This is a genomic window from Mailhella massiliensis, from assembly GCF_900155525.1.
GTDB classification, from domain to species: Bacteria; Desulfobacterota; Desulfovibrionia; order Desulfovibrionales; family Desulfovibrionaceae; genus Mailhella; species Mailhella massiliensis.
The window spans coordinates 1,082,518-1,107,841 of record NZ_LT706952.1 but is presented as its reverse complement, the minus strand read 5'-3'; the positions used below and the strand labels follow the sequence as shown (position 1 = coordinate 1,107,841).

General features: G+C 62.3%; 24 protein-coding genes. 5 read left to right on the top strand and 19 right to left on the bottom strand.

Features of this window, described 5'->3' with window-relative positions:
* Positions 1-3: 3 nt before the first annotated feature.
* The 12 genes from smpB to CZ345_RS15255 form a co-directional block, all read right to left on the bottom strand.
* Positions 4-453 carry an SsrA-binding protein SmpB gene (gene smpB, locus CZ345_RS15310; protein WP_077073920.1) on the bottom strand — a complete coding sequence of 150 codons (450 nt, stop codon included), beginning with the start codon at positions 451-453 and terminating at the stop codon, positions 4-6.
* Between the two features lie 148 nt (positions 454-601).
* A complete protein-coding gene (rsmI, locus tag CZ345_RS15305) occupies positions 602-1,450 on the bottom strand; it encodes a 16S rRNA (cytidine(1402)-2'-O)-methyltransferase (protein WP_077073919.1) in 849 nt (282 codons plus the stop codon).
* Positions 1,377-1,823 (bottom strand): YraN family protein, encoded by a 447-nt coding sequence (locus tag CZ345_RS15300; protein ID WP_077074143.1) that lies wholly within the window; start codon positions 1,821-1,823, stop codon positions 1,377-1,379. The genes rsmI and CZ345_RS15300 overlap by 74 nt, the downstream gene beginning before the upstream one ends.
* A complete protein-coding gene (locus CZ345_RS15295) occupies positions 1,820-2,482 on the bottom strand; it encodes a ribonuclease HII (protein WP_144277412.1) in 663 nt (220 codons plus the stop codon). Before CZ345_RS15295 ends, CZ345_RS15300 begins: the two co-directional genes overlap by 4 nt.
* A gap of 158 nt (positions 2,483-2,640) precedes the next feature.
* Complete coding sequence (gene rplS / locus CZ345_RS15290; RefSeq protein ID WP_077073917.1) at positions 2,641-2,988, bottom strand: 50S ribosomal protein L19; 348 nt, start codon at positions 2,986-2,988, stop codon at positions 2,641-2,643.
* Positions 2,989-3,015: 27 nt separating this feature from the next.
* On the bottom strand, positions 3,016-4,332 hold the full coding sequence (gene trmD, locus CZ345_RS15285; RefSeq protein WP_077073916.1) for a tRNA (guanosine(37)-N1)-methyltransferase TrmD: 1,317 nt from the start codon (positions 4,330-4,332) through the stop codon (positions 3,016-3,018).
* A gap of 4 nt (positions 4,333-4,336) precedes the next feature.
* Positions 4,337-4,936 carry a ribosome maturation factor RimM gene (gene rimM, locus CZ345_RS15280; RefSeq protein WP_077073915.1) on the bottom strand — a complete coding sequence of 200 codons (600 nt, stop codon included), beginning with the start codon at positions 4,934-4,936 and terminating at the stop codon, positions 4,337-4,339.
* The gene (locus CZ345_RS15275; RefSeq protein ID WP_077074142.1) at positions 4,936-5,172 is read right to left on the bottom strand and encodes a KH domain-containing protein; all 237 of its coding nucleotides are present in this window, start codon (positions 5,170-5,172) and stop codon (positions 4,936-4,938) included. Before CZ345_RS15275 ends, rimM begins: the two co-directional genes overlap by 1 nt.
* A gap of 277 nt (positions 5,173-5,449) precedes the next feature.
* On the bottom strand, positions 5,450-9,727 hold the full coding sequence (glgP, locus tag CZ345_RS15270) for an alpha-glucan family phosphorylase (RefSeq protein WP_077073914.1): 4,278 nt from the start codon (positions 9,725-9,727) through the stop codon (positions 5,450-5,452).
* 92 nt (positions 9,728-9,819) lie between these two features.
* Entirely contained in the window at positions 9,820-11,004 is a 1,185-nt protein-coding gene (locus tag CZ345_RS15265) for a glycoside hydrolase family 57 protein (RefSeq protein WP_077073913.1), read from the bottom strand.
* A 3-nt stretch (positions 11,005-11,007) separates the two neighbouring features.
* Entirely contained in the window at positions 11,008-12,336 is a 1,329-nt protein-coding gene (locus tag CZ345_RS15260) for a glycosyltransferase (RefSeq protein ID WP_077073912.1), read from the bottom strand.
* Positions 12,337-12,377: 41 nt separating this feature from the next.
* Complete coding sequence (locus tag CZ345_RS15255) at positions 12,378-14,474, bottom strand: amylo-alpha-1,6-glucosidase (protein ID WP_077073911.1); 2,097 nt, start codon at positions 14,472-14,474, stop codon at positions 12,378-12,380.
* 181 nt (positions 14,475-14,655) lie between these two features.
* Here CZ345_RS15255 and CZ345_RS15250 point away from each other — a divergent pair, with 181 nt between their 5' ends.
* On the top strand, positions 14,656-15,771 hold the full coding sequence (locus CZ345_RS15250; protein ID WP_083717536.1) for a glucokinase: 1,116 nt from the start codon (positions 14,656-14,658) through the stop codon (positions 15,769-15,771).
* 127 nt (positions 15,772-15,898) lie between these two features.
* A complete protein-coding gene (locus CZ345_RS15245) occupies positions 15,899-16,387 on the top strand; it encodes a CinA family protein (protein ID WP_077073909.1) in 489 nt (162 codons plus the stop codon).
* A gap of 3 nt (positions 16,388-16,390) precedes the next feature.
* Here the strand turns inward: CZ345_RS15245 and CZ345_RS15240 are convergent, their stop codons facing one another.
* From CZ345_RS15240 to CZ345_RS15220, 5 genes are all read right to left on the bottom strand, one after another.
* Complete coding sequence (locus CZ345_RS15240) at positions 16,391-17,530, bottom strand: AI-2E family transporter (protein ID WP_077073908.1); 1,140 nt, start codon at positions 17,528-17,530, stop codon at positions 16,391-16,393.
* Positions 17,531-17,559: 29 nt separating this feature from the next.
* Entirely contained in the window at positions 17,560-19,116 is a 1,557-nt protein-coding gene (locus CZ345_RS15235) for an NFACT RNA binding domain-containing protein (protein WP_077073907.1), read from the bottom strand.
* A gap of 21 nt (positions 19,117-19,137) precedes the next feature.
* The gene (gene dksA / locus CZ345_RS15230; RefSeq protein WP_077073906.1) at positions 19,138-19,500 is read right to left on the bottom strand and encodes an RNA polymerase-binding protein DksA; all 363 of its coding nucleotides are present in this window, start codon (positions 19,498-19,500) and stop codon (positions 19,138-19,140) included.
* 85 nt (positions 19,501-19,585) lie between these two features.
* The gene (locus tag CZ345_RS15225; RefSeq protein ID WP_083717534.1) at positions 19,586-20,263 is read right to left on the bottom strand and encodes an HAD family hydrolase; all 678 of its coding nucleotides are present in this window, start codon (positions 20,261-20,263) and stop codon (positions 19,586-19,588) included.
* 2 nt (positions 20,264-20,265) lie between these two features.
* A complete protein-coding gene (locus CZ345_RS15220; RefSeq protein ID WP_077073905.1) occupies positions 20,266-21,027 on the bottom strand; it encodes a hypothetical protein in 762 nt (253 codons plus the stop codon).
* 164 nt (positions 21,028-21,191) lie between these two features.
* On the opposite strand from CZ345_RS15220, the gene CZ345_RS15215 reads away from it, so the two are divergent.
* Together CZ345_RS15215 and CZ345_RS15210 are read left to right on the top strand one after the other, a co-directional pair.
* A complete protein-coding gene (locus CZ345_RS15215; protein ID WP_077073904.1) occupies positions 21,192-21,389 on the top strand; it encodes a twin-arginine translocase TatA/TatE family subunit in 198 nt (65 codons plus the stop codon).
* 19 nt (positions 21,390-21,408) lie between these two features.
* Entirely contained in the window at positions 21,409-21,837 is a 429-nt protein-coding gene (locus tag CZ345_RS15210; RefSeq protein ID WP_077073903.1) for an ACT domain-containing protein, read from the top strand.
* A 44-nt stretch (positions 21,838-21,881) separates the two neighbouring features.
* Here CZ345_RS15210 and CZ345_RS15205 read toward each other — a convergent pair whose 3' ends face one another.
* Both CZ345_RS15205 and CZ345_RS15200 read right to left on the bottom strand, forming a co-directional pair.
* A complete protein-coding gene (locus CZ345_RS15205; RefSeq protein WP_077073902.1) occupies positions 21,882-22,571 on the bottom strand; it encodes an epoxyqueuosine reductase QueH in 690 nt (229 codons plus the stop codon).
* A gap of 178 nt (positions 22,572-22,749) precedes the next feature.
* Positions 22,750-24,093, bottom strand: a complete 1,344-nt coding sequence (locus CZ345_RS15200) for an alanine/glycine:cation symporter family protein (protein ID WP_077073901.1) — start codon at positions 24,091-24,093, stop codon at positions 22,750-22,752.
* A gap of 447 nt (positions 24,094-24,540) precedes the next feature.
* On the opposite strand from CZ345_RS15200, the gene CZ345_RS15195 reads away from it, so the two are divergent.
* Positions 24,541-25,281: a sulfite exporter TauE/SafE family protein gene (locus CZ345_RS15195; RefSeq protein WP_077073900.1), complete on the top strand. Its 741-nt coding sequence runs from the start codon at positions 24,541-24,543 to the stop codon at positions 25,279-25,281.
* The last annotated feature ends 43 nt before the right edge of the window (positions 25,282-25,324 follow it).

Sequence of the window (25,324 nt, the reverse complement as noted above, 5' to 3'; positions counted from 1 at the left end):
GTATTATCTGCGCGCGAGTTCCCGCTCCATGTCGCGGGATTCGGCGCGTCGCTTGAGCTCTTCACGCTGATCGTGCAGCTTGCGGCCCCGGGCGAGGGCTATTTCCAGCTTGACCTTGCCGTGCTTGAAGTAAATTTTCACAGGTACCACGGTAAGACCCTTCTGCTCGATGCGCGTGGCAAGCATGTGTATCTCGCGGTGATGGAGCAGGAGCTTCTTGTCACGGTCGGGTTCCTGCAGCACATAGCCGCCGCGGTCGTACGGCGCTATGCGCATACCGACCACGAAGGCCTCGCCTTCGCGGCATTCCACGAAGCTGTCTCCGAAACTGACCTGTCCGGCCCGGAGGCTTTTCACTTCCGGCCCGGTAAGGACGATGCCCGCTTCGAAAAATTCAAGAAATTCGTAATACTGGCGGGCCTTGCGGTTGTCTATGCGGGGTGTGTCGGCCATATCCGGCTCCCAAGATCATATAAAGAGGAGCCCGAAAGCTCCGTTGAAATACACTAAACAGGAATAATTCCCATAACTTTCTGGTAGCATACAAGGCTTCTGCCCGCAAGGGCCGGCGCTTCGGAGACCGGTCCCCCGGATTTCGGTTTCAGCCCTTCATGCCCGAAATGAGCGCGTAGATCTCGCCCGTGGTCCAGCCGCGTGCGCGGGACTGCACGCGCCGTGCCACGGCACGGGGAGCGCCGCCCAAGGGGCGTTCTTCCTCAATGAGGGCGAGCACTTCTTCCCTGCTGCTTCTGGCATGTCCTTCGGGCGGGCCGAGCACCACCGTCACTTCGCCGAGTATGCCGGAAAGGTCGGGCACGGCATCAAGGCGGAAGCGCAGATATTCCTCATGCGTCTTGGTCAGTTCCCGTGCGACGCATACTTCACGCGGGCCGAGCAGGGCGAGTGCGTTTTCCAGCGTTTCCGGCAGTCTGTCCTTGCGTTCAAAAAAAACCAGCGTGACGGGAAGCGTCGCGTAAGGGGCGAGAGCCGCCTCCTGATCGGAGCGCTTGCGCGGCAGAAAACCGAAGAAGACGAAGGGCTGGGGCGGAATGCCGGAACCGGCGAGCGCCGTAACGGGCGCGCACGGGCCGGGAATGACGGAAACGGGCAGTCCGGCTTCCCTGCAGGCTCGGATGACCACATAGCCGGGGTCGGCCATGACGGGCATGCCCGCATCGGAAATAAGGGCGATGTTTTTGCCTTCGCGCAGCAGTTCCAGCACGGAGGCGGCCTTTTCCTTTTCGTTGTGGTCGTGATAGCTGACGAATCGGCGCACCGTCACGCCCCAGCGGGCGCAGGCGAGGCCTTCGCGCTTGGTGTCTTCGGCCAGCACGATGTCCGCCTCTTCCAGGCAGGCGCGGGCGCGGGGGGAAAGATCACCAGGGTTGCCAAGAGGAGTCCCCACCACCCAGAGCGTGCCGGGCTCCCTGATCTGCGTATTCGATGACATTTCGTATGAGCTCCGTTTGGTAGGTTCCCTGCGCGGCCGTCACGCAGACAAGGTCGATGCGGCAGGGGCGGCCCCAGGCCCCGTGTTCGGCAAGCCATGCCCGAGAGGCGCGGCGCAGCGTGTTTTTCTTGGCCGCGGTTAGCGCCTCGAAGGGCCTTTGCATGCCGCCCTGCGAGCGCGTCTTCACTTCCACGAACACAAGGGTGTCACGCTCCTGCGCCACGATGTCAAGTTCCAGGTGGCCGCTCTTCCAGTTGCGGGCAAGGATGCGCCAGCCCATGCGGCAGAGCATGGCGCAGGCGGCCTCTTCTCCTTCCGTGCCCGTGCGTGCCGCCTCTTTGCCTGCCTTCTGCCGGGAAAAGGGCGCGCTCAGCAAAGCCAGCCCTGCTCCTGTTCCTTTTTCGGCAGCACGCTGCGGAAATCCAGCCTGTGCAGCGGACAGGGGCCGTATTTTTTCAGGGCTTCCCGGTGTTCCTTGGTGCCGTAGCCCTTGTGCCGGGCAAAGCCGTATTCGGGCCAGCGTGCGTCGAGCCTGGTCATGAGATCGTCGCGGAAGGTTTTGGCCAGAATGGACGCCGCGGAAATGGAAGGAATGAGGGCGTCGCCGTCCACCACGGCTTCCTGTTCGGGCAGCGGGATGCCGAAGGAACGGAAATAGAGCGGAGGAATGATCTGCGTGCCGTCGATGAGAAGACGCGCGGGCACGGCTTTTTCCTTCACCTTCATGCGCACGCGCATGGCGGCTACGGCGCGCGTCATGGCCATGAGCGAGGCCTGAAGAATGTTGATGCGCGAAATTTCGTTCATCCACGCGAGCCCTATGCCCCAGCCCACGGCAAGGCTCCGTATTTCCACGGCCAGCCTTTCCCTTTCCTGCGCCTTGAGCGCCTTGGAATCGTCCAGCCCCATGAGGTCGAACCCGTCGGCAAAAATGACGGCTCCGGCCACGACGGGGCCGGCAAGGCAGCCTCTGCCGGCTTCGTCGGTTCCGGCGGTAAGCGGTTCCTGCATATCCGGGGCGCTGAACAGCATCCCCTGTTCGATGACGGCTTTTTTGCGGATTCGGGCCATGGACAACCTGCTCGCGTGAAAAGAAAGAGGGACATCATAGACAAAATCCCCCGCCGGAAGGACCCGGAAGGGGATTGTCTCTGCTCGAAACCAGGGCCCGGGCAGGCCGGGCCGGAATCCTAGTAGCGGTTGCGGGGCTTGATGCGGGCAGCCTTACCGCGCAGATCGCGCAGGTAGTACAGGCGGGAACGACGCACGCGGCCTTCGGTCACCACTTCGATGCGGTCGATGAAGGGGGAGTGCATGGGCAGGATGCGTTCCACGCCCACGCCGTCGGAAATCTTGCGGACGGTGAAGGTGGAGCCGGTGGTGCCGCGCTGAATGCGGATCACGTTGCCCTGGAACATCTGGATACGTTCCTTTTCGCCTTCGACGATACGCAGATACACCTTGATGGTGTCGCCGGGCTTGAAGGACGGGATGTCCATACGCATGTGTTCGCGTTCAATCTTCTTGATGATATCCATGGGGGACTCTCCTTGAGGAAATGGTGTTTATCCCCGGTCGCCGAGCAGCCTGTCCAGAAGAATGGCGGCGGCGGCGCGAACGGGAAGATGATTGTATTCGTCCATCCAGCGCAGTGGCGGCAGGACGGCGTCGCATTGCTCCAACACCTCAGGCGCAATGCCATGCCCGGTTCCCAGCAGAAGGAGCACGGGCCTGTCCGCGAGCCTGTCTCGCACCTCGTCGAAGGTGGAGGCGGGCCGGCGTTCCCGGTGTTTTTTATCTAGGAGAGGCTGGGCACTGGTGCCGACCACGAAGGGCGGCAGGCCGCGATCGGTTGTCAACGTCGCAATCGCGCTTTCCAGAGATTCCTCAGGCCTGACCAGTCGAAGGGCTTCGGCTCTGTCGGCGTTGAACGACAGGCCGGGTCCTTCCGTCCAATGAGAGAGCAGTGTTGCCAAGAGTCTGAGCTGATCCTTCAGCGGCGTGACCACGAAGAATCCACTGATCCCATAGGTGCGGGAAATTCGTGCTATATCGTGAATATCGAGGTTTGTCAAAGAGGTTGTGCCCGTTTTCCGATCTTTTAATCGCACGGGATGATGCAGCAGGGCCACGGAAAGGTTTTTGGCAGGGCGGAAGCGGGGAGCGGCGCGAAGAATTTCCCTGTCGTGATGGGTAAGCACGGCGTGGTCGAGCAGATCGGGCCTGTGTTTTGCCGTAGCCAGCACCGACTGTTCCCTCCGCCATGCGGCGATGTGGGCGTGATTGCCCCCCTGCAGCACGGCGGGAACCTCGAGTCCCTCGAAGTTTTCCGGCCGGGTGTACTGCGGGTATTCCAGAAGTCCGTTGCTGAAACTTTCCTCGTCGCCTGATTCATCCTTGCCCATGAAGCCGGGCTGCAGACGGGCCGTGGCCTCGATGACGGCAAGGGCCGCCGCTTCGCCGCCGTTGAGAACCGCTTCGCCCACGCATACGGGTTCCACGGGCAGAAGGTCGAAAAGGCGCGCGTCGAAGCCCTCGTAGCGGCCGCATACCAGGGTGAGTTCCTCTTCCTTCGCAAGTTCCCGGGCGAGAGCCTGCGTGAAGGGCCGCCCCGCAGGCGTGAGCGCGATGAGCCGCCCCTTTCTGCCGTTGCAGGGCGGAAGTTCGCGCAGGGTGCGCACCAGAGGATCAAGCATGAGCACCATGCCCGGGCCGCCGCCGTAGGGACGGTCGTCTACGGAATGATGGCGGTCCGTGCTCTTGTCGCGCGGGTTGGAGAAGGTAAACTCCACAATGCCCGCTTCCCGCGCCTTTTCCATGAGACCGCTGGAAAGGGGCGAGTCGAACCACTCGGGAAACAGGGTGACCAGATGGTAACGCATGGGCTTACGCTTTGGAGGAAGAGGCCGCGTCTTCCTCTTCCTGCCCGTCGTCGGGCAGGTCTGCGGCGGCGCCTTCCCGGTACAGGTCGAGCAGGCCTTCCGGGGGGGCGATGGTGGCCGTTTCCGCCGTAAGGTCGATATCCCGCACGAACTCGGGCACGGCGGGGAACAGTATTTCGTAGCCGCCTTCCTTCTCGGGCGCGCGGATGACCCACATCTCCTGTCCGGCGGGGAAATCCACGTTCTCCAGTTCTCCCACCACCGTACCGTCTTCAAGGCGCACGGAAAGACCGATGAGGTCGCGCAGATACGGTTCGTCCTCCTCCGCCTCGGGCAGGAAGGAGGCGTCGATGAGCAGTTCCTGACCGCGCAGCTGTTCGGCTTTGGAACGGTCGTTGCAGCCTTCGATGCTCAGGATGAGCTGATCTTTCCACAGATGCCATTCGCGGATGCGCACGGGGCGCGGCGCGAAGCGTCCGGCACGCAGCATGAGCGGCTTTTCCAGAAGATCGGCGGAATCGGCGTAATAATCCACACGGATCTCGCCCTTGACGCCGTGGGGCTTGGTGAGGCGCCCCAGAACAACGAGAGAGGACGCGGGCATTATTCGAGAATTTCCAGAACGACGCGTTTTTTCGTCTTGGCGGACACCGCGCCGAGAATGGTGCGGATGGCGCGCGCCGTGCGCCCCTGCTTGCCGATGATCTTGCCGAGGTCGTCGCGGGAGACGGAAAGTTCCAGCACGGAGCCCTGATCGTTTTCCGATTCGCTCACGGCCACCTGATCGGGGTTGTCCACCAGCGATCTGGCGATGAATTCCACAAGTTCTTTCTGTTGCATGAAGATCTCCACGCGCGTCTGCCTCATGGGGCATGCGCGAAATTTTCTGCACAGTAGCATTCCGCTCCGCCGCCCGTCAATCAAGGCGGGAGACCGTTTTTCCGGTCTGTGTTTCCGAAGAAATTCCTGCACTGGGGGGATATGGCGGAAGCTCCCGGCTCTTCCTGCCGGGGAGCGGAAACGCGGGAGAGGGACGGAATAGCTGTTTCCCCCCTCTGGACGAAAAATGCGCGCGAAGCCGGAGCTTCGCGCGCATTCGGGTTAAAGGGAGATCAGACTAGGCCCACTGCACCAGACCGGAGCGGAGCACGTTGTCCATGGGATCGGCAAAGGGCACCACGCGCAGGCCGTAGGCATGGAGGCCGTTTTCCCTGGCCGTGCAGGCGGCCTCATAGGTGAGGATGCCGTTTTCCTCACCGGTGAGGGTGAGGTTGATGATCTGCGGTTCGTCGGTGAAGTTCGCGCCGTCGCTCACGCCGAGCACGAACTGGGCGAGCAGTTCGTCGCTCTTCATTTCTCCGGGGTTCAGGGTGAGCTTCACGGTGAAGGGCTTGCCGCAGTACACGGTATCGCCTTCCAGACCGGAAACCTCGATGGACTGGATGCTGGCGGTGTTGAAGCGTCCGGGGATGTTCTTCTGCCATTCGGTGAGTCTGCGGGCCTTGGCCTGACGGTCGGCATCCATGGCCACGCCGCGGCGGGCGGCCGGGATGTAGATCTTTTCCATGTAGTCGCGCACCATGCGGCGGCAGCCGTACATGGCGGTGAGCGTCTGCAGGGAGTTCTTGGCCACGGCTATCCAGCCGTGGGGCAGGGCGTCGGAATCACGCTGGAAGAACAGCGGCACCACGTCGTTTTCCAGAATCTGGTACAGGCTTTCGGCGTCGGCATAGTCGTTCTGTTCGGCGGAGAGGGTGGCATAGGTGGCCTTGGGACCGATGGTCCAGCCGTTCTTGCCGTTGTCGCCTTCCACCCACCAGCCGTCGGAGATGCTGAGGTTGATGCCGCCGTTGACCGGCACCTTTTCGCCGCTGGTGCCGCTGGCTTCATGAGGACGGCGGGGCGTGTTGAGCCACACGTCGCAGCCGCGGGAGAGCAGGCGGGACACTTCGAGGTTGTAGTTTTCCACGAAGAAGATCTTGCCGAAGAAGCGGGGATCGCGCGACCAGCGCACCACGTCTTCGATAAGTTCAATACCCTTGCTGTCCGCAGGATGGGCCTTGCCGGCCATGACGAGCACGGTGGGACGGTTCGGGTCGTTGAGCAGACGGGCGAGGCGGTCGGGATCGGCAAAGAGCATGGTGGCGCGCTTGTAGGGAGCGAAGCGGCGGGCGAAGCCGATGATGAGCGTGTTCTGCGTGAGGTTCGAGAGCCACTGTACGCGCTGATCGCCGGAGATGTCGGAATAGGCGGAGCACTGGGGCAGGCGTTCGCGCAGAGCGTCGATGAGCGTCTGCTTCTGTGCGCGGCGGGCGGCCCAGAATTCATCGTCGGGAATGGACTGCACCTTGTTCCAGGCCGGATCCTCGGGGCGCAGGTCGAGCCAGTTGGCGCCGAGGTAGTGCCAGAGCAGAATGCGGAAGGCGGGGCCCACATAGGAGGCGGTGTGCACGCCGTTGGTCACATGGCCGATGGGCAGTTCCGCTTCGGCGAAGCCCTTCCAGATGTTGCGCCACATGCGGCGGGAAACCATGCCGTGCATGGCGCTCACGCCGTTGGCCTGGGAGGACATGCGCAGGGCGAGCACCGTCATGTCGAAGTTGTTGGGATCGCCTCCGTCCTGACGGCCGAGAGCGAGGAAGTCCGCCCATTCCAGACCGAGCATTTCGGCGAAGGGCGGGAAGTAGCGGTGCATGAGATCCACGGAGAAGCGTTCGTTGCCGGCGTCCACGGGGGTGTGCGTGGTGAACACGCAGGAGCTGCGCACGAGGGTCTTGGCTTCTTCCAGGGTGAGGTCGTCGCCCTTCATGTGCTGGCGCAGGCGTTCCAGCACGAGGAAGGCGGAATGACCTTCGTTCATGTGCCAGACGGAAGGCGTGATGCCGAGTGCGGCCAGCATACGCACGCCGCCGATGCCCAGCAGGATTTCCTGACGCATACGCACGTCGCGGTCGGCCTCATAGAGACGCGCGGTGATGCGGCGGTCGTCGTCGTTGTTCTTGGATACGTTGGTATCCATGAGATACAGCGGCACGCGGCCCACCTGCAGCTTCCAGATGCGGGCGTACAGGGTGCGGGAACCGAGGGGCAGGGAAATCATGAGCGGGTCGCCCTTGTCGTCGAGCATGGCTTCGAGGGGTAGGCACGCGGGCTGATTTTCGGGGTACTGCGGGTTCTGATGGCCGCGCTTGTCCACGGTCTGCTGGAAGTAGCCGTTCAGGTAGAACAGGCCCACGCCGATGAGGGGAAGGCGTTCGTCGCTGGAGGACTTCAGGTGATCGCCGGAAAGCACGCCGAGGCCGCCGGAATAGAGCTGCAGGCTTTCATGCAGACCGTATTCCGTGGAGAAGTAGGCGATGGGACGTTCGGGGGAAATCACCGTGGTGCCGTCTTCCAGCGTGTCGGTGACGAGCGGCTGCGCCATGTAGGCGTCGAATTCTTCGGCGAGCTTGTTCAGACGCGTCACGAAGGTGACGTCGGCGGCAAGGTCGTGCAGACGGCTCGGCGAGGTACGTTCCACCATGGCGATGGGATTGTGGCCGGATTCCTCCCACAGATCGGGGTCCATTCCCTTGAAGAGAGCCATGGCTTCGGGCTGCCAGCACCACCAGACGTTGTTGGCAAGGTCGCGCAGGCGGCTCAGTTCGGCGGGCAGTTCCGACACGGCGTTAAGCGTGCGCAGGAAGGGGATGGAAGAAGGACGCATGGCGAGTTCCTTGGAGATGGAGGATGCTTTGTGGCTGGAGGCGAAACGACGGGAGTGGGCCTTTTCGTTGGCCATGTCGTAGGCCTGTCTGTAGAGCTGGAAGAACTGATCCCACGAGGCGTGGGCTGCGGCGGCGCGCACGGTGCGGCGGCGCTGGTCGAGTTCCTCGGCGGAGCAGGAAGCGCAGTGAACGATGACGTCGGCCAGAGAATCCACGGTGCGGGCGTAATCGGCGTTGCGGCGGGCGATGACGCCTATGCCGGGCTGGATGCCGATTTCGTTTTCCATCTGGCGGATCCAGAGGCCGAAGCCGGAAAGATCGGTGGTGACGGTGGGCACGCTGTAGGCGGCGCTTTCATGGGGAGTATAGCCCCAGGGCTCGTACCAGGAGGGGAACACGCCGAGATCGCAGCCGGAGAGCACGTCGAAATAGGGCATGTTGAAGAAGCCGTCGTGCCCGTCGAGCAGAGCGGGAACGAACACGACCTGCACGTTGTCGTCCTTCTCGTTGTTCAGACCGAGGCGGCGGCAGGTGGTGAGAATGGGATCGTTGGGAGCGTCGTAGACCTGATGGCTGGTGATGAAGCCGGCTTCGGGCATGGAAGGATCGGCCGTCACGGAAGGATCGCCGCTTATGGCCTTTTCGTTCACGCCGGTATGGCCGCCCATCATGAGCATGAGCGCGAGCACCTTGTTGGAGGTGTTCTTCATGGACTTCTTGGCCTTGGCGAGCGCGTCGAGGAAGAGGTCCACGCCCTTGTTGTGATACTCGTAGCGGCCGGAAATGACGAGAATGCGGGTATCGGGGGTGATTTCCCGGCGGAGCAGGCGGCTTACGGGCGCAAGGAGCTTTTCACGGTTCTTCAGGGCGCTTTCGCGGTCGGCGCTGTAGTCGTGGATGACGGAAAGATCGAGCCCGTTGTCGGTGATGATGTCGGGCGTGCGGCCGAGGAAGACGCGGGCCTCTTCGGCGGTGATGCCGCTCACCGTGGTGAACACGTCGGCCTCGCGGGCGCTCACGGTTTCCATGGAGCACTTGGCCGTGACGTTGTAGCGGTAGGCTTCCTGCGAGGGAGAGATTTCCGACATGCGGGCGTAGATGTCCACGCCGTTGCCGGCCATGGCGCGGCCGAGCACGGTGGCGTGGGTGGTGAACACCGTACCCATGGTGGGCGCGAGCTGCTTGAGGGCGAGAATGCCCGCGCCGCACATCCATTCATGGAAGTGGGCCACGCCGTGGCTCTTGTTGCGCGTGGCGAGAACCTGATGGATGGTGGCGATGACTTCGCCGCAGGTGTAGCTGAACAGCACGGGTTCGATATAGTCCCAGCCGCCGGAAAGAGAGTCGACGCCGTAGCGTTCCCAGAGCTGGCGCAGTATCTGATTCGAGTCGTGGCGGCCGTTGAAGTCCACGAGGATGACGCGCGGACGGCCGGGGATTTCCCAGCGGCCGAAGCGGCAGCGCAGATCCTTGTCCTTCAGGGGGTAACGCAGAGCGTCCCAGCAGGGTTCGTCCGTCTCGGTGAACTCCGTGTTTTTCTTGGTGTCCGGGCCGATGAGGAAATACTCGCCGTTGTAGGCGTTCATGGCCTGCTGCGCCTTGCTTGCGACGACTTCATAAATGCCGCCGACTTTGTTGCACACTTCCCAGCTGACCTCGAAAAGGTGGGTGCGTGAAGGTTGGTTCATGGAAACTCCGTAAAGGGTGGATTCCAACGCGAAGGGCCTCGCTTTCCCCGGAACGGGGAGAGCGGGGCCGCGGCGTTGGTTCTTTGGTATGGCTACTGGTTGGATTTGGCAACGAGCCGTATGCGCAAGTCCGCCAGAATGTTCATGAAGTTGGTATAGGCCTCAAGGGGCGTCCCGTAAGGCGACAGAGCCGGGTACGCGTTGCCGTCCGAGGTGCGGATGGTACCCATGTAGTAGAGGTGATCGGATGTCTGCAGTTTCCTCCATATTCCGGTGAGTTCTTCATCGTTGAGGTAGTCCACCAGCCCCTGACATTCGCAGAGGGCGCGGAAGGCGTCCTTCTGCATGTCGTTGCCGAGCCAGGGAGCAAGGTCGCCCGCCCGGGACATGGGGTAGGGAACATCCAGCGCGGCGTAGGCGCCGTAGCGGTCGGCCGCCTCGGATACGGTGAGGAAGTCGAATTCCGGGTCGCTCAGAATCTGATCCGGCAGAGCGTGCATGAACTCGAAAATGCCCGTTTCGGCGCCCTGATGTTCACCGAAGCTTTCGTAGTTCATGGAAAGGTTGATGACTTCTCCGTTGCCTTTCACGCTGCGCAGCCAGTGGGCGTAGGTTTCGGCCATGAGCGGATAGGCCGCCCACGAACGGTCGGAGAAGCGGGAGGCGATGTCGGCGGAAAGAGAGGGACTCGTCAGCATGAGCTTCATGCCCGGGCAGCCTTCAGGACGGTAGACGAAGTGCGGGCTGCGCCAGTCGAGCACGTCGGCCGCGCCTTCGGCGAGGATGACGGCATAGCCCATGTCCTCCGCCATGCGGGCCACGTCGTTGCTGTAGATGAGCTCGGTGTTGCGGAAGGCGCGGGGATGCTGGCCGAACAGCTCGTGCATACGTTCGCGGTGGCGGCGTACCGTCGCGCGGAATTCCTCTTCGGAGAAGAGGCAGGAGAGACCGTGGTTGTCGGTTTCATCCAGAAATTCCACACAGCCTGTACGGGCAAGGGCCTTGAAGCTTTCCAGAGCCTCCGGCGCATAGGTCTCGAGCTGCTCGATGACGGTGCCGGAAAGGGAAAACGATACGCGGAAGCGTCCCTGATGACGTTCGATAAGCTCAAGAAGCAGCGCGTTCATGGGCAGGTAGCAGGTTTGGGCCACCTTGCGGATGATGCTGCGGTTCAGTTCCACATCTTCATAGTCGTTCTTCGCCCCCATGTCGAAGAATCCGTAGGGGCGTAAACGGCAGGGCTGATGAACTTCAAAGGTAAAGCATACGGAAGGCATGGCTCAACTCCGGGCATTGGGGCAGACATGGGCGTAGGCATCGAGAATGCCGTCGGCGGCGCGTTCCCAGGTGAGGGTCTGCAGCGCTTCCTGGCAGAGCCTGAGGCTTTCGGCGGCCATGTCGGGATGGTTCAGCACGTCAAGGATTCTGTCGGCCATCTGACGCACGTCCCAGTAGTCCACGGTCAGGGCTCCGGGCAGCACTTCGGCGCAGCCCGACTGCTTGGAAAGCAGAATGGGCGCGCCGCACTGCAGAGCTTCCAGCGGAGCGATGCCGAACGGTTCGGACACGCTGGGCATGACGTAAAGGTCGGCCATGGAATACATGCGCTGCACTTCCCTGCCGCGCATGAAGCCGGGGAAGTGGAAACGGCTGCCCATGCGCAGCTGCGCGACGCGGCGGATCATCCGCGGCAGAAGGTCGCCGTTGCCGGCCATGATGAAGCGCACGTCGGGCATTTCGTTGAGCACGAGGCGCGCGGCTTCCACGAAGTATTCCGGCCCCTTCTGGAAGGTGACGCGGCCCATGAACAGGACGCGCTTCTCCTCCCGGACAAGTTCGGGAATCTCGAAGGTGGGAATTTCCTCATGCAGGAAGGCGCCGTTGTACACCACGGAAACCTTTTCCGGCGGAACGCCGTAGCGTTCCACGGCCACCTGCTTGGTGCGCTGGCTGACCGCGATGACGTGATCCGCAGCCTGCAGACCGTCGCGTTCGATGTTGTATATCTTATCATAGCCGTGATCGCCGCAGCGGTCAAACTCCGTGGCGTGCAGATGCGCGACGAAGGGCAGTCCGCTCAGGCGGCTGGCCGCGATGGCGGCCGGGTAGGTCATCCAGTCGTGGGCATGGATGACGTCGGCCTTCTTCTTCATGTGTTCTTCCAGCACCACGGCGGTGGCGGCGGTGCTGAAGCGGTACACCTCGTCCATGAGGTCGTCGTGGTATCCGCCCCGGAAGTGGCTGATCTCCTCGACATACTGGTCGTTTTCCCGGAAAACGTCGGGGTCGATGTCGCGCCGGCCGAATTCGTAGCTGCCGTAAGGATTGAGTCTTGCGCTTACGGGGCGCATGAACAGGTGGGCGAACTCATCGGCCTCCTGCTGCTGGTGCACCTTTTCCACGGCCTTTTTCAGGGCCCGCGAAATGGGAATGCCGGAGGCGGAACGAAGAAAGGTTCCGCTCGGCGACGAATCGGCCTTCATGCTGGGCAGGATGAAGGCGATGTCCGTTCCTTTTTCCATAAGCCCCTGCGTTATGCCGTAGCAGGCCGTCCCCAGCCCGCCGCTGATATGCGGCGGAAATTCCCATCCAAGCATCAGAACGCGCATTATGTTATCCCCCGTTATATCGGATAAAATGAAAAACTCTGTTAACGGATGTCCCGGCCGGCTTCCTCAAGGGAATCCAGCCAGCGTTTCCATTCTCCCGTGTTATAGTGTTTGATGGTGAGCAGCAGACGGAGAGCTTCCGCAGAACTCCAGGCCTGCGCGATGCAGCCCCCCGGCGTATGGGGCGCCTCTCCGTCGAAAATTTCCGACATGCTGCCCAGACCGGCCTCCTGAAGGTGCACGGTGAAGAGCGGCGTGAGCGCGGTGATCGCGTCGCGCACGGCCTTGGGCGTACGGGCCGTTTTTACCACGGCGTCCATGTACGCGCCCGCGGGCCACGGCCATACCGTGCCCTGATGATAGGCCTTGTCGCGTTCCTTCTGCGCGCCCCGGCATACGGGCCGATATTCGGGATCGGAGGGGGAAAGCGTGCGCAGTCCGAAGGGCGTGAGCAGATGTTCGCGCACGCATTTCACCACGGAGGCCTGTATCTTCTGCGGCAGGGGGGAACAGGGCACGGCCACGGCGAAGATCTGGTTGGGGCGTATATGTCTGCCCGGACCTTCTTCGGGGTGCCAGGTGTCGTACAGGCCCCCGCCCATGAGAGCGGCGTCTTCTTCCGAAGGTCGGAAGACACGGTTGAACGCCTTTTTCAGGCGGGGCAGCAGCGCCGTTTCCGCGGGCGGCATTTCTTCAAAGGTTCCGGCCAGTTCCTTGGCAAAGGAAAGGGCGTCGAACCACAGGGCGTTCAGCTCCACCGCGCAGCCGTGACGGGGCGTGACGGGTATGCCGTCTATGGAGGCGTCCATCCAGGTGAGCTGCGTCGTCGCGTTTCCGGTATGCAGCAGGCCTTCCTCGTCGGCATATACGAGCATGTCGCCGTTTTCATCGGGCATGGTGCCTGCGGCGAAGCTGTGCAGAATGTCCTTGATGACGGGCCAGCAGGTTCTTTTGATGAAGGGCATTTCCTTCGGGCAGGCAATGGCCAGACGATGCACGGCCAGCATGTACCACAGCGAGGCGTCGGCGGAGTTGAAGGCCGGTTCTCCGTTGCCCGCGCCGATGAGATTGGGCACGAGGCCGTTTTTCACCGTGCCGCCTATCTGGCGCAGTATGGCCTTGCCTTCCTTCAGTCTGCCGGAAAGGAAGGTGAGCCCGGGCAGGGCGATGAGCGTGTCGCGCCCCCAGGGGCCGAACCAGTGATAGCCCGCAGGCACGACGGCTTCGCCGCCTGCGGTGATGAGAAAGCGGTCGTTCTCGCGGCGCAGATGTTCCAGAACCGCTTCCTTGAACACGGGCCTGGGAGCGGTGGCCGCATGGCGTTCCCACACGGTTTCCGGCGCCAGGGAAAGCGGCCCGGTACCGGCGGAAATCCAGAGCGGGAATCCGGCCTCGAGCGTGGCGGAAAACTCGCCCGGCATGAGCAGATCTTCCGAAAAATCGTAACCGCGTTCCTTCTCCACGGGGTAGAGCACCTTGAAATACCAGTCGGGGGAGGAGGCGAAGGCGGAACGGTGCAGCCCGGGGTGGGAAATCTGCATGTACAGGGGCGGCACGTCTTTTCCCGCCTGGAAGGAGAAGCCGGGGTACTCGGCATATTCCTTGCCCAGCGTGTGGAGGGAGAAGGCGGAATCTTCGGAAGAGGAAAGGTGGTTGATGTTCCGGCCGGAGAGCAGGGGGCGGAGCACGATGCGCACGGGGCCGAGTTCCCGGGCGGCGGGAGTATCGGCAAGAGCATAGCGGATGATGAGGCGCGAGGAATTTCTGTCGAGAATAAGGGAGCGGAGCAGCGTGATTTCCTCCTCTCCTTCGCCGGAAAGGCGGAAGGCGAAGGTCACGCCGTCGTGATCGCAGACGACTTCCTTGAGAAAACGCCAGCCTTCGGGATAGATGACGCCGGGGTGAACGCGGCTGGAAAGGGGAATGACCCTGCCGTTCACCGCAACGGAATCTTCAAGAGAGGAAAGGAGCATATATCGCCCCGAAGGGGTCTGTACGGCCAGCAGTCCGTGATAGCGGCGGGTATTGCATCCCTGTGCGGTGCCGGAGGAATAGTCCCCCAGAGTGTTGGTGAGGAGCCATTCCCGGTTCATGTTGCTGGTGGGGTGTGACGTATCTGGACGAATATGATATTCCATGAAAAACTCTGATTTGGGAAAATCCTGCCCGTCAGGAAAAAGGAGGGCGAGCCCGGGATTCTGGCACGCTGCGCCGAAATGGCAAGCTTTGAGGGGTCACAGGTGAAGAAAAGAGCATAGTCCCTTTTCAGGGCGCGGAAAAGCCCCTTTCCCATGAGAATGATATCTTGTTTGCCCGGGCATGGCAATGTTGCCGTGTCTGTGCTATCTGCATGGCCATGCAGGGAGGTTCGACATGGATATGCTTGCGGCCGATATTGGCGGAACCCGAAGCCGTTTTTTCAGGTTTTCCTGTAATGGCGGAGAGATATCAATAAAAGAAGGGGTGGTTGTTCCTTCGGTATGCGATAGCTTCGATGCGCTGCTTGAGAAAATTTTTGCTTGTCGGCCGGAAGATGCAGAGAAATGGAAAAAAGTATCTTTGCTGATTTTTGCCGCAGCCGGTCCCGTGAAGGACGGGGGCGTGTCCATGACCAACGCTTCCTTTCGTGTGGAGGCGGGGCCTGCCCTGGCCCGTTTCCCCGGAGCGCGGTGCCTGGTGATGAACGATTTCGAGGCGCAGGCCTGGGCCTGCCTTTCTCCCGCCATGCGCGAGGCGGAACTGCTCCTGCCGGGGCGCGGCGTCTCTGCCTGCGCGGAGCGTTTTGACTTTGCGGCTCTTTCCGGCCTTGCGGAAAGCCGTGCTCCCGTGGCGGTGCTCGGCGCGGGCACGGGGCTTGCGGAAAGCCGTGCTCCCGTGGCGGTGCTCGGCGCGGGCACGGGGCTCGGCGCGGCCTGGCTTCTGCCCGGAGACGGGGCGTCCCGGGGCTCGCGCGTTCTTGCATCGGAAGGCGGGCACATGCCTTTTCCCTTTGAAGGCGGGAGGGAGAGAGACTTTGCCGACTGGCTTGCCGGAAGACTGGGCGGCGGGCCGGTAACGGCGGAACATGTGCTTTCCGGTCCCGGACTGGCGCGTCTTTACGAGTATCTGAGCGGAACGGCTGCGGAACCGGCGCTGTTTACGGCGGAGCCGGGATTTGCCGGTTCCGAATGCTGCGCATGGTATGCGCGTTTTTACGGCCGGTTCTGCCGTATGGCCGCGCTTGCGCTGCTGCCTCAGGCGCTGGTACTGACGGGGGGCGTGGCGGAAAAAAGCCCGGCCCTCGTGCGGCACGGAGAATTTGCAGAGGAGTTCTTCCGGGAAAGGGAGGCTCGCAGGCAGTTGCTTGCCGAGATTCCCGTATGGGTGAACCGTCATCCGCAGGCCGGGCTGTGGGGCGCTGCCCGCGCCGGTGCGGCTTTTGCCGGGCACGCCTAGCAGCTCCCGGTACGGGCGTTTCGCAGGTATCCGGTCGGAATGCCGTCCGTCGGGCAAAGGTTCCGCGGAAGGCTCTTCCGGCCTTTTTCAAGCTTCCGCCGTGAAAGGGCGGAAAAGGAGCAGGTTCATGTTTGAGGAAAACGACGTTCTGGTTCTGTCGCTGGCGCAGGCGCTGAAAAGGCGCGGCCTTGTCTGCGCGAGCGCGGAATCCTGTACCGGTGGTCTGGTGGGAGCCATGCTCACGGCCGTGCCCGGTTCGTCCGACTGGTATCTGGGCGGCGTCATCTCCTACGCCAACAGCGTGAAGCAGGGCCTTCTGCAGGTAAGGGAAGAGGATCTCGCTTCGGTGGGCGCGGTAAGTGAAGCCGTGGTGCGTTCCATGGCTCTCGGCGTATGTGCGGCCGTGGGCGCGGATGCGGCCATGAGCATCAGCGGCGTGGCCGGGCCGGGGGGCGGCAGCGCGGAAAAGCCCGTAGGTACGGTATGGATAGGCTGGGCCCTCAAGGGTGAAAGCCGCGCACGGCTTTTCCATTTTTCCGGCAGCCGCGACGAGGTGCGCGTGCAGGCTGCAAGGGCGGCCGTGAGCGGCCTTGCGGCATGGCTGGAGGAAGCCTGAGAATCAGTCGCCCTTCTTCGGCGCCGTGTTTTTTCCGGTCTCTGTCGTTTCCAGGGAGGGCCGGCGCACGGAGTCGAGGCATGTTCCGTACATGCCGCTTTCGCACTCTTCCATGAATATCTGCCACACGGTGACGAAGAGCACGGCAAGGGTGGGGCCGGTGACGAAGCCGTCCATGCCGAAGAGCATGAAGCCGCCCAGGGTGGAAAGCAGCACGAGAAAGTCGGGCAGTTTGGTGTCGCGCCCTACAAGAAGAGGCCGGAGAAGATTGTCCGCGAGTCCGATGACACATGCGCCGTAGGCGATGAGCAGTCCGCCTTCCCAGTAGTGGCCTACGGCGATGAGATACAGGGCCGTGGGCAGCCAGATGAGCGCGGACCCCACCACCGGGATGAGGGAAAGTATGGTCATCACCACGCCCCACAGCACGGCGGCGCGTATGTCGAGAATCCAGAACATGAGCCCGCCGAGCGCGCCCTGAGCCATGGCCACGAGCAGGCTCCCCTTCACCGTGGCGCGCATGACGCCGGCGAACTTGGAGAACAGCCGCTCTTCCCGGTGATCGCCGAAGGGCAGGGCGCGTATGAGCAGCTCGCGTATGCGTCCGCCGTCCCGCACAAGGAAGAAGGAGATGTACAGCACCAGCGCGAGGTTGGTGAGAAGCTGCGCCGCGCTGCCGCCGAGGGCCATGGTGTTTCTGGCGATGAGGCTGCCCATGGAAAGGGCCGTCCTGCTCAACGCGGCCTTGATCTGCTCCGGCGTATAGCCGTACTGTGCAAGCCATGCCTGAGCCTCGGGGAAATGTTCCTTCAGGCGGTCCACCGCGTCCACCAGAGAGGCCGTTCCCGAGGAGAGCCTGTCGTACAGGGCGACGCCTTCCGCCACGCAGGAATAGAGCAGCCAGGCGAGCGGCAGAATGATGATGAAAAGGCACAGCAGCACGGTGAGCAGCGATGCGAGGTTCGGCTTCATGCCGTATCTGTCGCGCAGGCGTACATGAACCGGCGAAAAGAGCACCGCGATGACCACGGACCAGAACAGCACGTCGAAGAACGGCAGAAGAAGCCATCCGAAAAGCACGGAGGATGCCGCAAGGAGAAGAAGAAAGGCGCGGGCTTCAAAGCTCTGCATGTTGTCGTGCATGGCGTATCCTCCGGCCGTATGCGGCCGCGTCAGTTCTTTTCCAGCCGCGCCTCGAGTCCGGCGTCCAGCCGGACGCGGAACGCACCCTCGCTGCGGTCGATGCGCACCATGCCGGGAGCGGCCTTTTTCATGGGATGGATATATTTGGCCAGGGAATACTGGATGTCGGCGTTTTCCTGGTCTTTCTGCCAGCTTTTGAGCGCCGCGAGCACGCCCGCTTCATGGAGCGTTCTTTCCGGCACCTCCTGTCCCGCATGGTCGCGGCGGATGATGACGTGGGCGCTCGGGCCGTCGGCCGTATGCAGCCAGTAGTCGTGGGGAGCGGCGAGCTTGAGCGCAAGGGCGTTGCCCCTGGTGTCTCTTCCCCGGAGAATGAGAAAACCGTCGCTGCTGCGGAAGGCCTGCACCTGCCTGGGCAGATCTCCGGGCAGGGCGGAGGGCTTTTTCTCCGTACCCGTTTTGGCGCGGGAGGGCGCGGCTCCTGCGCCGGTGACGGAAGCGAGGGTGCGGAGCATGGCGGATTCGGCCCGTTCCTTCTGTTCCCGTACTTCGGCCCGTCGCCTTTCCAGATGTTCCAGCCCGCGGCGTCCGCGCCCGGCCTGATGAAAGAGCTCGGCCATGTTCTCACGCACGGTGAGCCTTTTGTCGAGCCGGAGCGATACGGGGCCTTCCGGGCCGTCCAGAATGACGGATTCGGCCTTTTCTTCCGGGGAAAAGCGGTAGAGCTGGCTTTGCAGCAGAAGGGCGTCCTGCTGCTTTTCACGCATGGCGAGAAGGCGCTTTTCCTCCCCGTCCAGCTTGTCGAGAAGCTTTTTGAGGCGTGTCACTTCGGCGGCGAAGGGCCGCGCCGCGTTTTCTCTGGCCTGCCGGGCAAGCTGTTCATAGACCAGCGTTTCTCCCGCGCGGGCCAGCGCCTCCAGCGGGTCTTCCAGCACATGTTCCTTCCATGTTCCGCCCATGGAGGCAAGCTGCTTTTGAGAAAGCGGCCAGGCCGAGGCTTCGCAGCGCCCGCCCTCGCCTTCATAGAGAAAAACGTCGCCTCCGCCCGCTTCAAGATCCATGAGCAGAGCGCCCGCGTCCAGCGGGTCGAGCCCGGCGAGGCTGCGGCGCAGGGCGGGAGTAAGCACGGGGTATTCCTTCCACCGTTCGGGAGGAAGGGCGAGAACGTCCGCGTCGGGCCAGGAGATGTCTTCGGGGAGGGAGGGGGCTTCGAAAAGCAGGGAGGGACCTTCGCGCAGGTCGAGCAGAAGCCAGACTTCGGGTTCTCCGGCAAGGCCGAGAAAGAGCCTGCGTTCGGGCCATGCGCAGACGGCGTGAATGATGCGCCTGCCGGAAAGATACTTGCGCAGGCGCATGACGAAGGCCGGAGGCTCGGCGTTGACGGGAACGCGGTGTGCGGCGACGAACAGAAGGGGGGCTTTGCGGTCGGCCTTCAGAACAAGGTGACGTTTCCCTTCGCGTCCGTCGCCTCCGTACAGGGTGAATACCGTGACATGGGGACCGGGCGCATGGATTTTTTCCATGCGCGCACCCATGATGCGGGGAATGAGCGCCTCGCAGAAACGGCGGAAAAGGTGGGCATCCATGGCGGCATGGAAGACAGGGACTCAACTGCCCTGTATCTTTTCGCCTTCTTCCTGACGGGCCTTGCAGGAAACACAGAGCGTGGTGACGGGACGCGCCTTGAGTCGTGCGAGGCTGATATCCTCGCCGCACTCTTCGCAGATGCCGTATTCACCGTCGTCCATGCGCTTGAGCGCATCCTGTATCTTGGTGATGAGCTTGCGTTCGCGGTCGCGTATGCGCAGCGTGAAGGAACGGTCCGACTCGGCGGTGGCACGGTCGGAAGGGTCCGCATACGATGAATGGCTGTCCGTCATTTCTTCCAGAGTGGAATCGCCGTTGCGCTGGGCCTCAACGAGCATCTGGTTGAGAAGGTTGCGGAAATATTCCAGATCTTCAGGGGTCAAGGTTCCTCCTGGCAGGCAGTTGCGCCCTGCCGTTTGAATTTCCGTTGTTTAAACCATAAAGGTATCGTTGTAAAGCGGCGAAGTGTTACAGGGGAAGGCTTTTCAGCGCCTGGAGAAGCGTGGGGAAATCCTTCGTCGAGACGGGGGAAAGCCCCTCGGTCTGGAAGGAGAGGAAGGGAATGCCGGCCCCTTCCGCAGCGCCCTTGTCGGAGGTGCTGTCGCCGATGAAGAGCAGTCGGGCGGCCGGAATGTTCCATGTCTTCATGATGAGCAGCGCCCCGTCGGGAGCGGGTTTGGGGCGGGCGACGTGACTTGCCAGAACGATGGGGTCGAAGTAGCCGTGCAGGCGGCAGTTGTCCAGAAGCATGTCCATGCCGTCGGTGCGGTTGGTGTTCATGGCGAGCCGGACGCCCCTTTCCCGGCAGAAGTCGAGCACGTCGTGCAGCCCCGGATAGCAGGTGATGCGGGGCATGATGTCGCGTACATAGGAAATGCGCCTTGCCGCGTCGCGCAGAAGCGGCTGGAGCGGCCTCGGAAACATGGCGTCCATGGCCTGATGCACGGTGGCGGCCTGAACGAAGTCCTCCTGCTCTTTCGTGAGTCTGGGCAGGCCGAGGTAGTCGCGCAGGTAGTTGTAGTAGGCGATGTTGGCTTCGCGCGAGTCGATGACGACGCCGTCGCAGTCGAAAATGATGCCGAGGGGCAGACCGCCGCATTGTTCGGAGATCCGGCCCGCAAGGTCGGTGGCGCAGAGATGGGACATGGCTATCTTACGGTGTCTTCAGGCAGAAAAAAGGTAAGGGTGCGGTTCCATTGCCCGGGGTCGAGTTCGCGTTTCAGGCGGGCGCATTCGTTGCGGCCGCAGAGTGCGGCAAGCTCGGAAACCCTGAAGCTCAGGGCCTTGCCGCCGGAGGGCGTATTCTCCCGGGGGGCTTCCGTATCGGCAAGGGCTGCGGCCATGGCGGCGCTTGCCACCGTGAAGGCCGTGGACTCGGGCATGTCCTGCACGAAGGCAAGCGCCGCGAAAAGCGCCTTTCTCCAGTCCGGCAGGTCTCTTTCCGAAGGCATGGCGGACGGTTCCGCCGTTCTGGTGCGGCCGGAGATGAGCCCGGCCAGATTCATGCGCGCCGCGCCTATGCTGTTTTCCAGCGCGGCCATGTCCAGCGCCTGTTTTTCCTGAAGCCAGAGCAGCAGCAGAATCTGCTGCGCGGTATGGCGCAGAGGTGCTTCCTCTTTTTCCGCGGGAAGCCCCGCCATTTCGTTCAGTGCGCGGCGTTCCGCCGGAGAAAGGTCGGCCGGGGCGCCTTCCGCACCCAGAGTCAGCACGGGGGAACCGCTCGCGCCGTCCCGGCAGGCGCGTTCATAATCGGCAAGGCAGGCGGCGGCCATGGAGCCGGAAAACGGCAGAGCCGGTTCCCAGGCGTTTTCCGGCCTGCGGGGCAGACCGGGCCAGAGCGTGCGGCAGCGCGCAGAATCCGGCATAAGCTCGGCATGAAGATAGGGCAGGGCAAGAAGTAGTGTTTCCATATGGTTGTCGCTCCTTTTTCCACTATAAGGCCGGACGCGATTTCAGGCAATCCTGAAAACGGGCCCGGCGGGCTTTCCGTACGGGGTGAAGCGCTTGACCTTTGCCCTGTCCCTCCCGTATAGGGTATGAACGAACTTGGAGAGAAAGACCCCGGAGGTTTGCCATGTTTGGTATAGGAATGCAGGAACTTCTCGTCATCCTCGTGCTCGTGCTGGTGATATTCGGCGCGAAACGTCTGCCGGAAATCGGCTCCGGTCTCGGCCGCGCCATCCGCAATTTCCGTCAGGCATCGTCCGAGCCTGATGAAATAGACATCACCCCCAAGGACAAGATCAAGAGCGACGAAGACAAGAAGGCGTAAGCCTGCGCCGGGATTTCCCATGACCGTTGAACAGATTTCCGTGTTCGTGGAGAACAGGTCGGGGCAGCTCGGCGACGTGACCCGCGTCCTTGAGGAAGCCGACGTCAACATCCGTGCGCTGTCCCTTTCGGACACCACGGACTTCGGGGTATTGCGCCTTATGGCCGACGATACGCGCAAGGCGCGCGAGGCCCTCGTCAAGGCCGGTTTCACCGTGGGCTCCACTCCCGTGGTGGCCGTGGACGTGGCCGACAGGCCCGGCGGGCTGGGACGGGTGCTCGGGGTCCTTTCCGGGCAGGGCATCAATGTGGAATATCTCTATGCCTACACGCAGCAGGAATCCACAAGGGCCACCATCATTTTCCGTTTCGACCGTACGGATGAGGCGGTAAAGACGCTTCTTGAGCACGGTATCCGCGTACTCGGCCCGGAAGATATAGGCGGGTAGTTTTTTTCTGAAGAAAAGGCCCCGGTTCTGAACCGGGGCCTTTTTCATGCCTGAACGTCCTGTGCGCGCCGGGCGCGTTTTTTCGCCTTCTTTTCCGCGAAGGCTTCCTTTCTTTTTCTGCGTTCCTCCGCTTCTCTGGCGAGGCGCGCGGCGTTTTCCGCCTTTTGCGCGGCCCTGCGGGCTTCGGCTTCCTTTTTCTGCCGGAGGGCTTCCTTCATGCTCAGAATGCAGCCGCACCATTTCTGCCGGTAGATGCCGAGTTCCCTGGAAAGATTGATGCCGTCCCACCACCAGGGGCGGAAATCGCGGTACAGAAAGGCTGCTCCGGCAAGAGCGGCCGCCCTTTCGGCCTCGGCAACGATGCTTTCATGGTGCTGATAGCGGGAATAGAGCAGGCTGGTGGTAAAAGCGTCGAAGCCTTTTTCCGCGGCAAGGGCGGCGGTGCGCTCCATGCGCGGCCGGTAGCAGAGCGCGCAGCGTTTTCCTTCCTCCGTGACGCCGTGAAGGCCGCGCACCCAGAGTCCCGGGTTTGCGGCCTCCCCCTCCTCCAGCAGCGGGACGTTGAGCTTTTCCGATACTTCGCGCATGGCGTCGCGTCGTTTTTTCCATTCCTCCGCAGGGTGGATGTTGGGATTGAAGAAAAAGGCCGCAGGCTCGAAGCCCTCGTCGCGCAGGTGCACGATGGGCATGAGCGAGCACGGGCCGCAGCAGACATGAAGCAGAATACGGGGCATGGGCTACTCTCGGGGCGGACATTCCGGTTGCCGTCTTCCGGGCCGGAAGGGTTTGCGTTTGTTCCGAAGTATCCTTCCCGGGAGGGAAGGGCAAGTCCGGGGAGGCCCCGGCACATGCAGGAGGCGGCCTTCGGGCCGCCTCCGCAGAACAGGGTTTCGGGAGTCCGCGAGAGCCGCGCTACCTGTCGTATTCGTGAGAAAGTTTGAAGATGACGGGACTGAGCAGCAGAAGGCCGATGAGGTTGGGCACGGCCATGAGCGCATTGAGCACGTCGGCAATGTCCCATACGAGATCGAGCGTCATGAGCGCGCCCACGGGGACCACGCATACGAAGATGATGCGGAAGGGCTTGAGCGCCCTGTCGCCGAAAAGGTAGATCCAGCAGCGTTCGGAATACACGCACCAGCCGAGGATGGTGGTGAAGGCGAACATGGCGAGGCAGAGAGAGACCAGGGCCGAGCCTGCGCCGGGCAGGGCGGATTCGAAGGCCGCCGCGGTGAGGGGGGCGCCGGAAAGAGCGCTTTCCGCCGACCAGAGGCCGGAACAGAGAATGGCGAGTCCCGTCATGGTGCAGATGATGATGGTGTCGATGAAGGGGCCGAGCATCCCCACATAGCCCATGGCCACATGGTCGTCGGTGGTGGCGGTGGCGTGGGCCATGGCTGCGGAGCCGAGGCCCGCCTCGTTGGAGAAGATGCCGCGGGCCACGCCCATCTGAAGGGCGAGCATGACGGTGGACCCCGCAAAGCCGCCCGCTGCGGCGCTGCCGGTGAAGGCGTCGTGGAAAATGGTGGCGAACACGCCGGGCACCTTGTCGATGTGGATGATGATGACGATGAGCGAGCAGGCGATGTAGATGAGGGACATGAAGGGTACGAGCCTGCCGGATACCGATCCTATGCGCGAAACGCCGCCGAGAATGACCACGGCGATGAGGATGAACAGAAGTACCGCCGAAACGGCGGGCGGAACGCCGAAGGAGGCGTGCAGCGCGTCCGCGATGGAATGGGACTGCGTCATGTTGCCGATGCCGAAGCCGCAGATGCCGCCGAAAAGGGCGAAGAGCGTACCGAGCCATGCCCATTTTCTGCCCAGACCGTTTTTAATGTAGTACATGGGGCCGCCCACCACATGGCCGCCGGGGGTGACTTCGCGGTATTTCTGGGCGAGCACGGTTTCCGCGTACTTGGTGGCCATGCCCACCATGGCGGTGCACCACATCCAGAACAGCGCTCCCGGACCGCCGGTGAAAATGGCCGTGGCCACGCCTGCGATGTTCCCCACGCCCACGGTGGCGGCAAGGGCCGTCATCAGCGCCTGGAAGGGGGAAAGTTCTCCGTGAACGCCTTCATTCTTGGTGCGGCCCTTCCACATGAGGCGGAAGCCTGCGCCGAGACGCGTCCAAGGAAGGAATTTCAGGCCGAAGGTGAGGTAGAGACCCGTGCCGAGAATGAGGGCCATCATGACGGGTCCCCAGACATATCCGTCCAGCACTTTGATAAAACGGGAGAATTCTTCCATGTCGCAATCTCCTCGCCCCGTTCGGGAACGTTCCTTTTCAAGCAGATCCGCCGCCGGAAAGGCCGGACGTGTACGGCGCTCGCCCTGCGGAAGGGACCGGGCTCTTATTAAACATTTCTGTTGATAGCATCGAAAAATAATACATGGCAAGAAAAATATACTGGCGCGGAAAAAAGAGTAATTTTTTATCGGGGACGCTGTTTTTCCGCAGAGTTTTTTACTTTGTTCCGGGCAGGGTCGTGCGGCGCATGAGATAAACAATTTTGTTGATATGATGTTTTCGGAAGAAGGCGGAAGCGGAAAGGCAGGGGCAGGGGCGGCCCGGCGCACGGCGGAGTCTCGCCGTGTTTTCCGGGGGGAGGAAACGGCAAAGACATGTCGCAGACTTTACATGCGGGGCGTCCCCGTCGTAGAAAATGGGGAAATGGAGAGAAGCGGAGGTTGGCTGTGGAGGCGTTCACGTTCCTTTATATCAATGTCGTCTGGTTGCTGGCCGGTTTTCTGAACGGGGTGACGTCCTTCGGCGGTAATCTTTTCGCCGTTCCCCTCATGACGCTGGTCATGGAAACCAAGGAGGCGATCATTTTCAGTTGCCTGGTGGGGACGAGCATCACCGTGAGCATTTCCGTGCTCTACCATCACGATCTGCCGAAAAAGGAATTTTTGCTGGCGCTTCTGGCCAGCGCGGCGGGCGTGCCCTTCGGGCTGGCCGCGCTGAAGCTGGCTTCGCCGCAGTCCATACTCATCGGTTCGGGAATGATTCTTCTGCTTTTTCTCATCTGGCAGGTCGTGGCGGGCCGCCTGCACTGCGCCTTCCGCGTTCCCGTGTGGAGCATCATTCCCGCAGGCGTGCTGGCGGGGCTTCTCATGGGGGCCACGGGCATGGGCGGGCCCATGCTCGCCATGTATGCCGTGCTGCGCGGCTGGAGCAAGGAAGTCACGCTGTCCATGCTCAACACCCTTGCCGCGCTTTCCATGATTTTTCTCATCATTCTGCAGTGGAAGGACGGCCTGTACACACCGGACATGCTGCGCACGGCGGTGTGGGCCGTGCCCTGCTGCGTGATCGGCGTACTTGTGAGCGTTCCTCTGATACGGCGGCTCAATCCTCACGTGTTCCGCCTGCTTCTTCTGGGAATGCTGGTGTTTTCCATGCTCATGCTTTTCGCACGGGGGGCGGGATTCTAGGCTGTTCTCTGTGACGGGGGAAAAGCCGGGGCTTCCGACAAGA

Coding starts and splice junctions, on each gene's coding strand:
- rplS (WP_077073917.1), bottom strand. CDS start 2,988: ATGGATATCATCAAGAAGATTGAACGCGAACACATGCGTATGGACATC.
- CZ345_RS15200 (WP_077073901.1), bottom strand. CDS start 24,093: ATGGAAGAATTCTCCCGTTTTATCAAAGTGCTGGACGGATATGTCTGG.
- rsmI (WP_077073919.1), bottom strand. CDS start 1,450: ATGTCATCGAATACGCAGATCAGGGAGCCCGGCACGCTCTGGGTGGTG.
- trmD (WP_077073916.1), bottom strand. CDS start 4,332: ATGCGTTACCATCTGGTCACCCTGTTTCCCGAGTGGTTCGACTCGCCC.
- glgP (WP_077073914.1), bottom strand. CDS start 9,727: ATGAACCAACCTTCACGCACCCACCTTTTCGAGGTCAGCTGGGAAGTG.
- CZ345_RS15255 (WP_077073911.1), bottom strand. CDS start 14,474: ATGGAATATCATATTCGTCCAGATACGTCACACCCCACCAGCAACATG.
- CZ345_RS15215 (WP_077073904.1), top strand. CDS start 21,192: ATGTTTGGTATAGGAATGCAGGAACTTCTCGTCATCCTCGTGCTCGTG.
- CZ345_RS15245 (WP_077073909.1), top strand. CDS start 15,899: ATGTTTGAGGAAAACGACGTTCTGGTTCTGTCGCTGGCGCAGGCGCTG.
- CZ345_RS15275 (WP_077074142.1), bottom strand. CDS start 5,172: ATGCAACAGAAAGAACTTGTGGAATTCATCGCCAGATCGCTGGTGGAC.
- CZ345_RS15205 (WP_077073902.1), bottom strand. CDS start 22,571: ATGCCCCGTATTCTGCTTCATGTCTGCTGCGGCCCGTGCTCGCTCATG.
- CZ345_RS15220 (WP_077073905.1), bottom strand. CDS start 21,027: ATGGAAACACTACTTCTTGCCCTGCCCTATCTTCATGCCGAGCTTATG.
- CZ345_RS15260 (WP_077073912.1), bottom strand. CDS start 12,336: ATGCGCGTTCTGATGCTTGGATGGGAATTTCCGCCGCATATCAGCGGC.
- CZ345_RS15250 (WP_083717536.1), top strand. CDS start 14,656: ATGGCAATGTTGCCGTGTCTGTGCTATCTGCATGGCCATGCAGGGAGG.
- rimM (WP_077073915.1), bottom strand. CDS start 4,936: ATGCCCGCGTCCTCTCTCGTTGTTCTGGGGCGCCTCACCAAGCCCCAC.
- smpB (WP_077073920.1), bottom strand. CDS start 453: ATGGCCGACACACCCCGCATAGACAACCGCAAGGCCCGCCAGTATTAC.
- CZ345_RS15295 (WP_144277412.1), bottom strand. CDS start 2,482: ATGCTGTTCAGCGCCCCGGATATGCAGGAACCGCTTACCGCCGGAACC.
- CZ345_RS15210 (WP_077073903.1), top strand. CDS start 21,409: ATGACCGTTGAACAGATTTCCGTGTTCGTGGAGAACAGGTCGGGGCAG.
- CZ345_RS15265 (WP_077073913.1), bottom strand. CDS start 11,004: ATGCCTTCCGTATGCTTTACCTTTGAAGTTCATCAGCCCTGCCGTTTA.
- CZ345_RS15240 (WP_077073908.1), bottom strand. CDS start 17,530: ATGCACGACAACATGCAGAGCTTTGAAGCCCGCGCCTTTCTTCTTCTC.
- CZ345_RS15225 (WP_083717534.1), bottom strand. CDS start 20,263: ATGTCCCATCTCTGCGCCACCGACCTTGCGGGCCGGATCTCCGAACAA.
- CZ345_RS15235 (WP_077073907.1), bottom strand. CDS start 19,116: ATGGATGCCCACCTTTTCCGCCGTTTCTGCGAGGCGCTCATTCCCCGC.